This is a genomic window from Aeromonas sp. s4 (genome assembly GCF_040907855.1).
Lineage (GTDB): Bacteria > Pseudomonadota > Gammaproteobacteria > Enterobacterales > Aeromonadaceae > Aeromonas > Aeromonas caviae.
In genome coordinates this window covers 69,500-82,687 of the sequence record NZ_JBFOCP010000041.1, presented here as the reverse complement: position 1 = coordinate 82,687, position 13,188 = coordinate 69,500, and the positions used below count along the sequence as shown (strand labels likewise).

The following is a 13,188-nucleotide window of genomic DNA, read 5'->3' as shown; positions in this document are numbered from 1 at the left end:
GGTCGGCGCCGCCCTGGCGCTTTACAGTCGCGCAGCCAAGGACTCCCTGCTGCGCACCCAGGTCAAGGGCACCATCATCCCCGGCCTGCTCGGGGTCGGTGAGCCGCTCATCTACGGCGTCACCTTGCCGCGGGTCAAACCCTTCATCACCGCCTGCTGCGGCGGATCGCTGGGGGGGTTCGTGGTCGGTCTCATCTCCTGGATGGGCCTGCCGGTCGGCCTCAACACCGTGTTCGGCCCTTCCGGCATCGTCGCGCTGCCGCTGATGACCTCGGCCCAGGGGATCTTCCCCGGCATGATGGTCTATGGCCTCGGTCTGGCGGTTGCCTACTTCGGCGGTTACCTCTTCACCCTGCTCTTCGGCTGCAAGAACGTCGATCTGAGCTAACCCTCTCTCCTCTATCCAGCTGGCTATCTGGCCCCGAGCAATCGGGGTCACGGCTTCACTCACCCCGGCTCTGGCACAAGAGCCCACACAGGAAAGACAACAATGAAACAGTCCATGCTTGCCCTGGCCATTCCTGCCCTGTTTGCCGTCGGTGCGGCGCAGGCCGCCGTCATCTACCAGGCCGATGACGGCTCCAACGTCGATCTCTACGGTCGCCTCGGCTTCAACGTCTCGGACAAGAAGAACGGCAACAGCCAGGGGGACTTCGACGGTCGCATCGGCTTTACCGCCCGCCAGACCGTCAACGACCAGGTGGCCGTGATCGGCATGGCCCAGTACCAGGTCAATGCCGCCGAATACGCCAACAACGTGCAGAAGAACAGCAGCGACCTCACCGCCCGTTACGTCTGGGCCGGGATCGATGGCGGCGAGTGGGGCAAGGTGACCGGTGGCCGGGTCTCTTCCGGCCTCATCATGTTCACCGACATCGGCGACGTGTTTGCCGCCTCCGATGTCTCCGTGGCGCGCCAGGCCAGCAAGGTAGACTCCACTGCAGTCCAGGTGTTCCGCCAGGACGGTACCCTGCAATACCAGAACACTCTCGGCAATCTGGATGTATCGCTAGCCTACATCCTCGGTAACGGCACCTCGGATCTCGACTACGGCTACAACGGCGCCCTGCGTTACACCTTCGACCTCGGCGCGGCGGGCAAGCTGGCACCGGTCATCGCCTACCAGCAGAGCAAGGCGGCCCAGACCGATGCCAGCAAGGTGGATCCCGACGCCGACCAGTACCGCTTCAGCGGCATCGGCGCCCGCTACACCCTGGGTTCGCTGATGCTGGGCGCCCTCTACGCGAAGGATCAGGTGAGCTATCGCAACGGCCGGGCAGAAAGTGAAGACAAGGTATGGGAACTGACCGCCGTCTACGACATCAGCCAGAAGTGGGCAGCCCGCGCCGGCTATCGTCACCTCGACAACGACGGGGGAGACGGCATGAGTCTGCGGGATACCACCCTGGAGCTGCAGTACAAGCTCACCCCGCGATCCTCCCTCTACAGCGCCTACGTGTTCCGTGATGGCGAGGATGGTCTGGCTGACAACACCATCACCAGCTTTGGCGGCAGCAGCAACAGCGAGAGCTTCTACCACCTCGGCCTACGCTACGAGTTCTGATCCCCTGCCGGCCTCTGGCCGGCATTTTCTTTCTGCTGGAGCTCCCCATGATCCGCCTCCTGTTCCTCTTCATCCTGCTGCTGCCCATGACCCTGTCGGTCCAGGCCGCCCGGCTGGAGCTGGCAGACACCCTCGTCCTGCTGGCCTCATCCCGGGGCCAGGTCTCCCCCTTCGAGCGAGCGCTCACCCTGCCCGCTGGCGACACCCGGCTGCTGGTACGTTTCGACAGCCCCCTCGACCCCGGCTCCACCAACGAGAGCCAGGGGCGCGTCCGCTCAGCCCCGCTGCTGCTGACTCTGACCCTGCCCGCCAGCGGCCCCCTGAAACTGACCACTCCGCCGCTGGCCGACTCCCGGGCCATTCGCCACTTTGCCACCCACCCCAACCTGCGGCTTGAGACCCCCGAGGGTAGCCACCCCCTGTCGGCAACCACCCTCCCCCGCAGCCAGGACAGTCTGATGACGGATTATCAGGCGCTGCTGGCCCGCTACGACGCACCGGCTCGCGCGGCCATCACTCCGCCGCCCGCCACCCTCGCCCAGCCCGCAACCACCCCGGGCGCCGTGCCCGTCGACCCTGAACTGCAACGGCGCTACCTCGCCGCCGACGAGGCTCAGCGCAAGGCCTTCCTGCGCTGGGCTCTCGCCCTCTGAGCCGGCACTGGCCCATAAAAAAACCACCCGCAGGCGGGTGGTTTTTCTCTTTAGGCAGGTCTCGGCGTCTGTTGCAGCCGGGCCCGCGTCACTCCTTGTTGAGACGGTCGATGGCGTCCCGCGTGCCATCGATGAGGGCCCAGGCCTGCTCGTCACGGCGCTGCACCAGACCGAGGAACAGGATGTCGGTGATGGTGTTCTGGGCGGTACGCGACGAGATAGAGGAGATGCGCAGCTCGTTCTCATCGGCCACCGTGTCCAGCACCATGTCGGCCATCTGCCGCAGAGGGGTATTGCGAAACGAGGTGACCGCGATCAGGGTGGCGCCGTTGCGCTTGGCCAGCTCCGCCGCCGCCAGCACATCCCGGCTGGCGCCGGAATAGGAGACCACCAGCTGCACGTCCCCCGGCCCCAGAGTCTGGGCGATGGAGATCTGTACGTGGCTGTCCTGGGCGAACAGGGTGGTGACCCCGATCTTGAGCAGCTTGTACCAGAGATCCTTGGCGGTCAGCGCCGAGCCGCCGATCCCCACCAGCTGGACCCGGCCAGCCTGGTTGATGGCATCCAGCACCTGCGCCAGGGTGGCGTTGTCGAGGGCCTGGGTGGTCTCTACGATGGAGTTGATCTTCTCCTGGGCCAGCTTCTTGGCCATGGTCTCCAGATCGTCGTCCCGGCCGATGCCGTTGTAGAGATCCCCCACGTTGTCGGTCTTGATGGCGTGCTTGCGCCCCAGATCCTCGCTCACCGCCAGCTTGAAGGCGGTGAAGCCCTTGAACCCGATCTTCTGGGTGAACTTCACGATGCTCGACTGGCTGACGTCAGCCTGCTGGGCCAACTCCTGGGAGGAGAAGTGGGTCACCTGCTCCGGGCAAGCCAGGATGTAATCGGCGATCTTGAGCTCGCTGGGGGAGAGCTGACTGCGGATATTGGAAATTTTTGACAGGGTAAGCATGGATTCTCTCTGCTGCTTGTTCTGCGGCCCCTTACTGGGTGCCGCCCACGGTGAGCTGATCCAGCTTGAGGGTGGGCTGGCCGACGCCGACCGGCACGCTCTGCCCCTCCTTGCCGCAGACCCCGACCCCGCGATCCAGCGCGAGATCACGGCCCACCATGGAAACCTGGCTCATCGCCTCGGGGCCGTTGCCGATCAGGGTCGCCCCCTTGATGGGCGCGGTGATCCTGCCATCCTCGATGAGGTAGGCCTCGGAGGCGGAGAAGACGAACTTGCCGGAGGTGATGTCCACCTGGCCGCCGCCGAAGTTGGGGGCGTAAATGCCCTTCTTCACCGAGGCGATGATCTCGGCCGGATCATACTGACCCGCCAGCATGTAGGTGTTGGTCATGCGTGGCATCGGCAGGGCGGCGTAGGATTCGCGGCGGCCGTTACCGGTGAGCGGCACGCCCATCAGACGGGCATTCTGCTTGTCCTGCAGGTAACCCTTGAGGATGCCGTTCTCGATCAGCACGTTGTAGCCCCCCGGCGTCCCCTCGTCGTCGATGGAGACGGAGCCACGCCGACCCGGCAGAGTGCCATCATCGACGATGGTGCAGTGTTTGGAAGCCACCTGCTCGCCGATGCGCCCGGCAAAGGCGGAGGAGCCCTTGCGGTTGAAGTCCCCTTCCAGACCGTGACCCACCGCCTCGTGCAGCAGCACACCGGGCCAGCCGGCACCGAGGACCACCGGCATGGTGCCGGCCGGGGCGTCGATGGCCTCCAGGTTGACCAGCGCCTGGCGCACCGCTTCGCGCACATAGCCAAACGCCCGGCTCTCGAGCCCGTCCAGCTCGAGGAAATGGTCGTAACCGAAGCGGCCACCGCCTCCCGCGCTGCCGCGCTCACGGCGCTCCCCCTTCTCGGCGATGACGGTCACCGAGAGGCGCACCAGCGGACGCACGTCGGCGGCCAGGGTGCCATCGGTGGCGGCCACCAGGATCTCTTCATAGACCCCGCTGATGGAGGCCATCACCTGATTGATGGCGGGATCCAGACTTCTGGCGAACTTGTCCATCTGCTCCAGCAGGGCAATTTTCTGCTGCTTGTCGAGGGTCTGCAGGGGATCCAGCGCCGGGTAGAGCAGGTTTGCTTCGGTGCGAGCCCATGCTTTTACCTTGCCCTGAGCACCGGCGGCGGCGATGCCGCGAGCGGCAGTCACCGACTGCTGCAGCGCCAGCAGGCTCAGCTCGTCCGAGTAGGCGAAACCGGTCTTCTCGCCGCTGACGGCGCGCACCCCCACCCCCTGATCGATGTTGTAGCTGCCATCCTTGACGATGCCGTCCTCCAGCATCCAGGACTCGTGCCAGCTGCGCTGGAAATAGAGGTCGCCGAACTCCACCTGATGGCTCATCAGGCTGCCGAGCAGCTGTTGCAGCCGCCCTTCGTCGAGATCGTTCGGGGCCAACAGGGAGGCACTAACCTGGCTCAATAGACTCAAATCTTTCTCTCCACTCTCATGCGAGATGTCGTAACGGTTAAATCCACGGCCGCGGGCTCACAACAGGCGGGCGTGTTGCAGCACCGGCATGGTGCGTTTCAATTCATCGACCAGGGCCCCATCCAGCGGCGCCAGCACAGTGCCCTGCCCCGACGCCCGACAGGCCAGCACCCGGCCCCAGGGGTCGATCACCATGCTGTGGCCCCAGGTCTGGCGCCCCGTCTCGTGGGTACCCCCCTGGTTGGCGGCCACCACGTAGCACTGGTTCTCGATGGCACGGGCCCGCAGCAGAGGCTCCCAGTGCGCCTCGCCGGTGACGGCGGTAAAGGCGGCAGGCACCAGCAGCACCCGGGCACCGGCCCGGGCCAACTGGCGGTACAGCTCGGGAAAGCGCAGATCATAACAGATAGAAAGGCCGAGGGGACCAAAGGGGGAGTCCACCAGCACAGGCTGATCACCCGGGCTGAAGGTCTCCGACTCCCGGTAGCGGCCGTGATTGTCCGCCACGTCCACGTCGAACAGGTGGATCTTGTGGTAATGCCCCTTGAGCTCGCCGTCGGGATCGAACACCAGGGTACTGGTGTGAATGTGGTCGGCACCGGCGATGGCGGTGGGCATGGCCCCGGCCACCAGCCAGATGCCGTGGGATTTGGCCCAATCAGAGAGTTGCTGCTGGATTGGGCCATTTCCCAACGGCTCTGCCCCGTCCAGATACCCCTGCCGCTCGCCAAAGAGGGCGAAGTTTTCCGGCAGCAGCACCAGCAAGGGGCGCTCCCCGGGCAGACTCGCCAGCTCGGCGGCGATCCGCTCCCGGTTATCCTGCCAGGTACGACCCGAAATCAACTGCATGGCGGCTAGCCACATGACGCGCTCCTTCTGTTGGGCGAGCCGGTGACACAAGGCCTTCTCGGCTCGCAGGGCAATATCCGCACTCATCTGTTGGGCGAGCCGGTGACCGGTGACAGAAGGCCTTCTCGGCTCGCGGGGCAATATCTGCACTATGAGGGGTTTGGCGGCCGGGGGAAAGTCCCCCAGCCCGGTGCATGCCCTCAGCGCTGACCCGAGCCCTGATGCTTGGGATCGAGCAGGAAGGGGGTGACCTCCTTGGCGGGCAGGCCGGGCGCCACCGCATCCACCGCATCCTTCTGGTGCTGGTTGAGCTTGATGCGGGCGCGATCCCGCCCCGCCTCCACCAGCCTGGGGGCGTCCAGCGGGCCGGAGACCCGAAAATCGATGCGGGTCACCACGTCCACCACGGGCTCCAGCAGCTTGGAGAGGGCCAGCACATAGAGCCCGGTGATGGGGGTCAGGGAGAAGGCCGCCACCACCGGCAGGGTACCCCCCAGGTTCGGGGAGAAGCTCAGATCAAAGTCGAGCCGCCAGCGCACCAGATCCGCGATGCCCTTGCCCCGCAGGTTGCCCGCGGCCCCCTTCATGTAGAAGTCGTTGTTCTCCACCACCCCCTGATTGACCTTGGCGGAGGCGGACATGGACTCGAAATAGAAGCCCTTGTCGAATACATCGCGAAAATCGAGGCGCAGCTTGCGCATCAGGGAGTCGAGGCTCAGCAGGGAGAGCAGCCGGGCCCCCTTGTCGTTGACCTCCCGCAGGGTGCCTCCCTCCAACTGGTAGTCTGCGCTGCCCGCCAGAGTCGGCAGGCTCAGGCGGTAGGGCACGTCACGCCAGTTCAGATCCAGCGCCAGCTTGCCCGGGGCATCCCCGATGGGTGAGGTGTAGCCGAGCCGCTTGAGCAGCAGCTCGCTGTTGCGGGTCTCGAGGTTCACCCTGGCACGGGTCTGCATCTGGCTGCCACGGGCCAGCCACTCGGCGCTGCCGCGCAGGGTGCTGCCCGCCAGGCGCATCTCCAGTCCCTTGAGATCCAGCCGGTTGGCCCCGGGCAGCAGCTCCCCTTTCACCTCACCCAGGGGCAGCTCGCCGAAGCGGCAATCCACGCAGCTGAAGGTGAGCCAGGGAATGGCATTCATGATGGCCCTGTCCTGGCGCTCATCGGGATCCGGGCTGAGATCGGTCCCCTTGCCGGACCAGTAGATGCGGGCAAACTTGGCATCGATGGGGCGCCCATCGGCCACCGGCACCCGCACCACCCCCATCACGTCGGGGCTGTCGATCATCACCTCGGTGGCCTGGTTCACCGGCCCCAGGGTGAAATGTACCGCCTTGAGGCTGGCACTGCCGATGTCGGCACGGGCCAGCTGGCCATCTACCCACCACTCCTGGGGCAAGAAAGCGGGGCCCACCACCGCATTGTCACTCGGCGCCGAACCGGCCGGCAGCCACTGCTTGAGACGAGCCAGCCAGCCGGCCACGTCCGCCTGCTGCTGGTTGATGGCGAGCAGCATGGGCTTGTCCTGCATCACCCGCGCCCCGGGCTGGCCGATGTTGACCCGCACCCGGCTGAGGTAGGGGACGCCGTCGCCGTACACCAGGCGGCTCTGCATGTCGATGTCCGCCCCCAGCACGGCGCGGATGTCGGCGCTGCCATCCCGCCCACGGGCCGTCACCTTGAGGGGCAGCCGGGTACCCGCCGCCTTGGTCAGGGGCACAGGCAGATCCAGCCCCATGCCCTGCAGGTTGGAGTCCAGCGCCAGTTGGAAGCTGAACGCCTTGTTCTCGGGCAGGGTCAGCCCCAGAGTACCGGACCAGTTGCTGCGCCCCTGGAGCATCTCGAGGGCCGGTATGTCCCGGCGCTGGCGGCGGCTGTCCCACTGCCCCTGGAACTTGAGATCGGCCTGATAGCCGTGGGGCAGTTGCCGCCCCTGATAATCCAGGGTCAGCGGCTGGTTCCACAGGCTGGCCTTGAGGTTGTGAATGCGCGTCTGCTCGTTGTCATACTCGAGCGTCCCTGCGACCCCGTCGAGGGGCAGATCCAGGGAGGCGATCCTCACCTTGTTGTCCTTGAAGCTGGCTTCCCCGCTGGCCTTGACCTCCCCCTCGCCATCCAGCGGTATGTCGAGCTTCACCGTGCCCTTCATGGGGCCGCGGATCTCCACCTCCCGCAGCGCCTGACCGACGGATCCCCCCAGCGGCGAGTCCTGCAAATAGTCGCTGATGGCCTTGCCCTCACCCTCAACCCTGGCATCCACGTAGAGGTGAGCCCCCGGATAGAGGTCCGGGATCCAGGCGTGCACCGAGTCGGAGCTGGCCTTGCCGAGCAGGGTGGCGCGGCTGTTCATGTCGAGGCTGGCGTTCTGGAACAGCAGATCGATCTGCAGGTCGGTCAGCGGCTGCCAGCCCGGGAAAAACTCGTAGGTGGCCTGTTGCAGCGGCACCGCCACCTGGAAGACGCCCTTGCCGTTGTCGTAGGGGAAGTCACGGAATTCGCCGTACCAGAGCAGGTCGGCCCCCTTGGCCTTACCCCCCTTGATGGCGCCGCTCAGGTAGCTCACCAGCCCCTCATCCATCACCGCCAGGGGGTAGTAGCGATCCGCATGGGCCGCGTTCTTGACGTCGATGCGCCCGGTCAGGGCGAGGAAGGGGTGCTCGAACAGCTCGAGGCGAAACCGGCTGGCGAGGCGCAGATCCGGGTTGTCCAGGGCAATGTCCTGACCATAGAGCACCCAGCCTTGCGGCGCCCGCCACCAGTCGAGGGCCGCACTCAGGCTGTCCACCGGGATGGGTTCCTTGAAGTGGCGGGCCGGATCCACCTTGCCCTTGCCCAGGGTCAGGCGGGCACGCCCCCCGTTCGGGGTCAGCCAGAAGTCGCCGTCCAGCTTTTGCAGACCGGGCACATCGTGCCAGGCCCGGGTCCCGAAGCCGCGCAGTTGCCCCTGCACAGAGAGCCCCTGCCAGTCCCCGTCGGCCTGCAGGACCAGCTCCTGCAACTGGCCCCTTGGCCGGGTGCGCTTGAGGGTCTCGGTCAGCTCGGGATAGAGGCCGGAGACCAGCTGGCTCAGGTTGGCAATCTGGTCGAGATCGATGGCGGGCACATAGCCCTGGATGCGCGAGCCGATGCGCTCGAGCTGCAGGCGGCTGTGCAGCCAGGTGGCGCCATCGAGCTTGAAGATGACGTCGTGGCTGGCGAGCTGCCACGCCTCGCCGTCCCGGCGCAGCTGGATCTTGCCCCCCTGCAGGTCGAGGCGATGCGGCTCCCCCTTGATCTCGTCTTTCCAGATCAGGTGGTTGTTGCCAAAGGCCAGCAGGGAGTTGCCGAGCCTGCCCTTCTCGAACTCGCTCCAGAGCTGGAAGTCGAGCTGGCCGCTCACCGGCGGCGCGCCGGCGTGGATCCTGGCCAGCATGGGGCTGATGTCCAGCTCGCTGGCCCCCAGATAGAGCTGGCCCTTGAGGCGGTCGAGCCGCACCTCGGGAGCATCCACATCGATGATGAGGTCCAGGGTGCTCTCCCCCACCCCGTTGATGAGATAGGCCTTGCCGACCCCCTGATGCCGCTTGCCGCGGTTCTGCCAGCGCAACTGGGCGATGTCGAGGGCGCGCACCTCCCCCAGTGCCGTGGTGAGGCTCAGGCGAGTGTCGTGAATGTCGAAGGTGGAGAGCTGGGTCAGCAGGAAGCGCAGCAGGGCCTCCTGCTGGTTCGCGCTCTTCCCGCTGACGGGGGTGGCGGGCTGGGTCATGTCCAGCGCGATGTTGCCGTCGCTCAGGATCAACTGGCCAAACACCGGTCTGAGTTCGTTGAGGGAGCGCCAGAAGTCGAGGTGCGCCCACACCTTGCCAAGGCGCAGGGAGAAACGCCCCGAATCGGGGGCGATGGCCAGTCCTTCCAGCCCGATGGCCGGGCCGCGGGGAGTCCACTCCAGCCCGACGTGATCCACGCTCACCTCGAGCTGACTCTCTCCGAGCAGGGTCCCTATCACGGCCGCTCGGTGCTGGTTGAGCAAAGGGCCGCCCAGTCGTACCACGCTGACCAGAACGGCCAGCAGCACGAAGAAGACTCCGAGGGCCAACCAGCCCCGACTCAGCCAGCGATAGACCAATTACATCATCACCACATCGAACTGTTCCTGCCCACAGAGCGGCTCGGAGACCACCCTGACCTGCTTGCCGATGAAGACTTCCAGCTCCGCCAGACTGTGGGACTCCTCCCCCCGCAGGTAATCGGCCACCGAGGGGGCCGCATAGACGGTGAACTGATCCGCGTCGTAGGCGCGGTTGACCCGGATGATCTCCCGCAGGATCTCGAAGCAGACCGACTCCACCGTCTTGACCCGGCCGCGCCCCTTACACTCGGGGCACTCGGCGCAGAGCACGTGCTCCAGGCTCTCCCGGGTGCGCTTGCGGGTCATCTCCACCAGCCCGAGCTGGGAGAAACCGTTGACGTTGGTCTTGGCCCTGTCTTTGGCCAGCGCCAGCTCCAGGCTGTGCAGCACCCGGCGACGGTGATCCTCGGACTGCATGTCGATGAAGTCGATGATGATGATGCCGCCGAGGTTGCGCAGGCGCAGGTGACGGGCGATGGCGGCGGTGGCCTCGACGTTGGTGTTGAAGATGGTCTCTTCCAGATTGCGATGGCCGACGAAGGCCCCGGTGTTGATGTCCACCGTGGTCATGGCTTCGGTCTGGTCGATGATGAGATAGCCGCCGGATTTGAGCTCCACCTTGCGCTCCAGGGCCCGCTGGATCTCGTTCTCCACGTCGTAGAGATCGAAGATCGGCGACTCGCCGGTGTAGTACTCCAGCTTGTTGGCAAGCTCGGGCACGTACTCCTCGGTGAAGCGCTTGAGCTGATCGAAGCTCTGGCGCGAGTCGACCCGGATCTTGTCGAGCTCGGCACCGACGAAGTCACGCACCACCCTGAATGCCAGGCTGGGATCCTCATAGAGGATCTTGCAGGGGGGATACTTCTGCTTGCGCTCGAGGATCTTGCGCCACAGGCGCTTCAAGAAGGCGGCGTCCTGTTCCAGCTCCTGCTCCCCCACCCCTTCGGCGGCGGTGCGGATGATGTAGCCGCCCAGTTCGTCCACATAGCCGGCCACGGTGCGCTTGAGGCGCTCGCGCTCCGCCTCGGATTCGATGCGCTGGGAGACCCCCACGTGGGCACTGCCCGGCATGAAGACCAGATAACGGGATGGCAGGGTGATGTCGGTGGTGAGGCGGGCCCCCTTGGTACCGAGCGGGTCTTTGACCACCTGTACCATGATGTCCTGCCCCTGGCGCACCAGTTCGGCGATGTTGCCGGCCTGGAACTGCTCCTTCTCCTTGATCGCCACGCACTCGGTATGGGGGACGATGTCGGAGGCGTGCAGGAAGGCGGCCTTGTCCATGCCGATGTCGACGAAGGCGGCCTGCATGCCGGGCAGCACGCGGCTGATCTTGCCCTTGTAGATGTTGCCCACGATGCCGCGCTTGGCCTGACGCTCCACATGCACTTCCTGCAGCAGACCGTTCTCGACCAGGGCGACCCGGGTTTCGGAGGGGGTGACGTTTACCAGCAGTTCTACCGACATAAGTTACCTTGCCTTTCTAGTTTTGAATTCTGGCACGACGAACAACGGGTAACTCAGCAGCGCACTGCTGACGAGAGGATTACCGGGTCTGCTCGAGGTGCTGCTTGATCAACAGGTCCGTCTCCAGCAGGGGCAGGCCGACCACGGCACTGTAGCTCCCCTCGAGGCGACTGACGAATTTGCCGGCAATGCCCTGGATAGCATAGGCGCCCGCCTTGTCGCACGGCTCGCCGGTGCGCCAGTAGGCTTCGATCTCGGCCTCGTCCAGTTTGCGAAACGCCACGTTGGTGGTGACCAGCCGCACATCGCACCGCTCCGGGGTGGCCAGGGCCACCGCCGTCATCACCTGGTGTACTCGCCCGGAGAGGGCTTCCAGCATGTCCTTGGCGTCCAGCAGGTCGGAGGGTTTCTCCAGCACCCGCTCCCCCAGCACCACTATGGTGTCGGCCCCCAGCACAGGCAGCGCCGTCGGCGCCGCGGCCACACCGGCCATGGCCTTGTCGCGGGCCAGCCGGCAGACGTAATCCTGGGGCTTCTCACCGTCGTTGCGCAGCTCCGGCACATCCAGCTTGAGGACCTCGAAACGGTAGCCCAGGCGGGTCAGAAGCTCGTGCCGGCGGGGGGAGCCCGAGGCGAGATAGAGTTGCAGTTCGTTGTGCTTGTTCATACTTCACTCAATGAGACGATGCGCAGTTACAATGCGTTGTTTTTATTCACATTCACTTGATATTGAAGCGACGCCGCACCTTGCGCAAGACCATAAAAATCCAGGGCCATATTAACATCGTCGTCAACGTCGACCAAAAGTAGGCGAAGTTGAGGCTGGCCCGGCTGAACAGATGCTCCGCCCAGAACACGGTGATCTTCCCCACCAGGGAGAGCAGACCGATGATCAGCGCCTGCTGCCAGAGGGAGAAGTTGCGGATCTTCTGGAACTGGAAGGCCGCCAGGTAGGTGGTGATGGCCATGGCCATGGCCCGCACGCCGAGGGTGCTGCCGAGCAGCACGTCCAGCAGCAGGCCCGCCACCCAGGCGGTGCCGACGTTGGTCCGGTGCGGCAGCGCCAGCGCCCAGTAGATGAGCACCATGGCGAGCCAGTCCGGACGGAAGGGTTCGAATTGAAAGGGAAGCGGCAGGATGGAGAGGCACAGGGCCAGCAGGATCGAACACCAGATCCAGATCCTGCCGCTGGCGGGTTGCAGCATCAGCGCGTCGCCCCCGCCGCCGAGGTTGCCGTGGCCGCCGAGGCGCTCGCCGCAGGCTCAAGGGCATCCTTGTCGTGTACTTCCGGTTTCTTGTCGGTCCACAGCAGCAGCAGGTAGCGCAGACGGTCCAGCGCCACCAGCGGCTTGGCCTCGATCTGGGCGAAGGGCTTGCCCTCCACGTAGTCGGAGCGGGTCACGGTCGCCACCGGATAACCTTCCGGGAAGCGGCCGCCCAGGCCCGAGGTGACCAGCAGATCGCCGACCTGGACGTCGGTGTTGCGGGGCAGGTTGCGCAGCTCCAGCTTGTCCAGCTCGCCGCTGCCGGAGGCGATGGCACGCAAGTCGTTGCGCAGCACCCGCACCGGGATGCCGTGGCTGGAGTCGGTGATGAGCAGGACGCGACTGGTGGTGGAGCCCACGTGGAGCACCTGGCCGACCACCCCCTGATCGTTGATCACCGGCTGGCCGTTGTAGACGCCATCCAGCGCCCCCTTGTTGATCAGCACCTGATGGCTGAAGGGGTCGGAATCCACCGACAGCAGCTCGGCCACCATCTTGCGGGACTCCTTGTGTACCGGCGACCCCAGCAGCTCGCGCAGCCGCTGGTTCTCGTGCTCCAGCTGATCCATCTTGAGCAGGCGCGAGCGCAGGGTGAACAGTTGCTGCTCCTGCTGCTTGGTCTGCTCGATGAGATCGGCGCGGGTCTGCACCTGGGTCGACATGGTGTCGAGCAGGGTGCCGGGGGCGTTGGCGATGTATTGCAGCGGGCTCACCAGGGAGCTCAGATAAACGCGGACATGGCTGAACACACCGAAGCGGGAATCCGCGACGATGGCAGCGACGGAGATGATGACGGCGAGAAACAACCGTAACTGAAGCGAAGGGCCTCTACCGAAGATGGGTTTCATGAGTCGT

The 13,188-nt window shown here is 65.4% G+C and carries 10 protein-coding genes and 1 pseudogene; 3 read left to right on the top strand and 8 right to left on the bottom strand.

The genetic code is table 11. From position 1 onward, the window contains the following. The 3 genes and pseudogenes from murP to AB5Y89_RS13755 form a co-directional block, all read left to right on the top strand. A pseudogene (gene murP, locus AB5Y89_RS13765) lies at window positions 1-388 on the top strand (PTS N-acetylmuramic acid transporter subunit IIBC); the annotation flags it as partial. Window positions 389-490: 102 nt separating this feature from the next. Further along, window positions 491-1,564, top strand: coding sequence for a porin (locus tag AB5Y89_RS13760; protein WP_368223980.1), 1,074 nt, complete (start codon window positions 491-493; stop codon window positions 1,562-1,564). A 47-nt stretch (window positions 1,565-1,611) separates the two neighbouring features. Beyond that, window positions 1,612-2,217, top strand: a complete 606-nt coding sequence (locus AB5Y89_RS13755; RefSeq protein WP_368223979.1) for a DUF2057 family protein — start codon at window positions 1,612-1,614, stop codon at window positions 2,215-2,217. An 88-nt stretch (window positions 2,218-2,305) separates the two neighbouring features. Here AB5Y89_RS13755 and AB5Y89_RS13750 read toward each other — a convergent pair whose 3' ends face one another. From AB5Y89_RS13750 to mreC, 8 genes are all read right to left on the bottom strand, one after another. Beyond that, window positions 2,306-3,169 carry an SIS domain-containing protein gene (locus AB5Y89_RS13750; RefSeq protein WP_128297056.1) on the bottom strand — a complete coding sequence of 288 codons (864 nt, stop codon included), beginning with the start codon at window positions 3,167-3,169 and terminating at the stop codon, window positions 2,306-2,308. 31 nt (window positions 3,170-3,200) lie between these two features. Next, the gene (gene tldD, locus AB5Y89_RS13745; RefSeq protein WP_164882959.1) at window positions 3,201-4,649 is read right to left on the bottom strand and encodes a metalloprotease TldD; all 1,449 of its coding nucleotides are present in this window, start codon (window positions 4,647-4,649) and stop codon (window positions 3,201-3,203) included. A gap of 57 nt (window positions 4,650-4,706) precedes the next feature. Continuing rightward, complete coding sequence (locus AB5Y89_RS13740; RefSeq protein ID WP_043154366.1) at window positions 4,707-5,513, bottom strand: carbon-nitrogen hydrolase family protein; 807 nt, start codon at window positions 5,511-5,513, stop codon at window positions 4,707-4,709. A gap of 185 nt (window positions 5,514-5,698) precedes the next feature. Further along, window positions 5,699-9,598, bottom strand: coding sequence for a YhdP family protein (locus AB5Y89_RS13735; protein WP_368223977.1), 3,900 nt, complete (start codon window positions 9,596-9,598; stop codon window positions 5,699-5,701). Beyond that, window positions 9,599-11,068: a ribonuclease G gene (gene rng / locus AB5Y89_RS13730; protein ID WP_010672637.1), complete on the bottom strand. Its 1,470-nt coding sequence runs from the start codon at window positions 11,066-11,068 to the stop codon at window positions 9,599-9,601. A 79-nt stretch (window positions 11,069-11,147) separates the two neighbouring features. After that, complete coding sequence (locus AB5Y89_RS13725; protein ID WP_010672636.1) at window positions 11,148-11,735, bottom strand: nucleoside triphosphate pyrophosphatase; 588 nt, start codon at window positions 11,733-11,735, stop codon at window positions 11,148-11,150. 52 nt (window positions 11,736-11,787) lie between these two features. Further along, the gene (mreD, locus tag AB5Y89_RS13720; protein ID WP_010672635.1) at window positions 11,788-12,273 is read right to left on the bottom strand and encodes a rod shape-determining protein MreD; all 486 of its coding nucleotides are present in this window, start codon (window positions 12,271-12,273) and stop codon (window positions 11,788-11,790) included. Beyond that, window positions 12,273-13,181, bottom strand: coding sequence for a rod shape-determining protein MreC (mreC, locus tag AB5Y89_RS13715; RefSeq protein WP_029313545.1), 909 nt, complete (start codon window positions 13,179-13,181; stop codon window positions 12,273-12,275). The genes mreD and mreC overlap by 1 nt, the downstream gene beginning before the upstream one ends. Window positions 13,182-13,188: the final 7 nt, after the last annotated feature.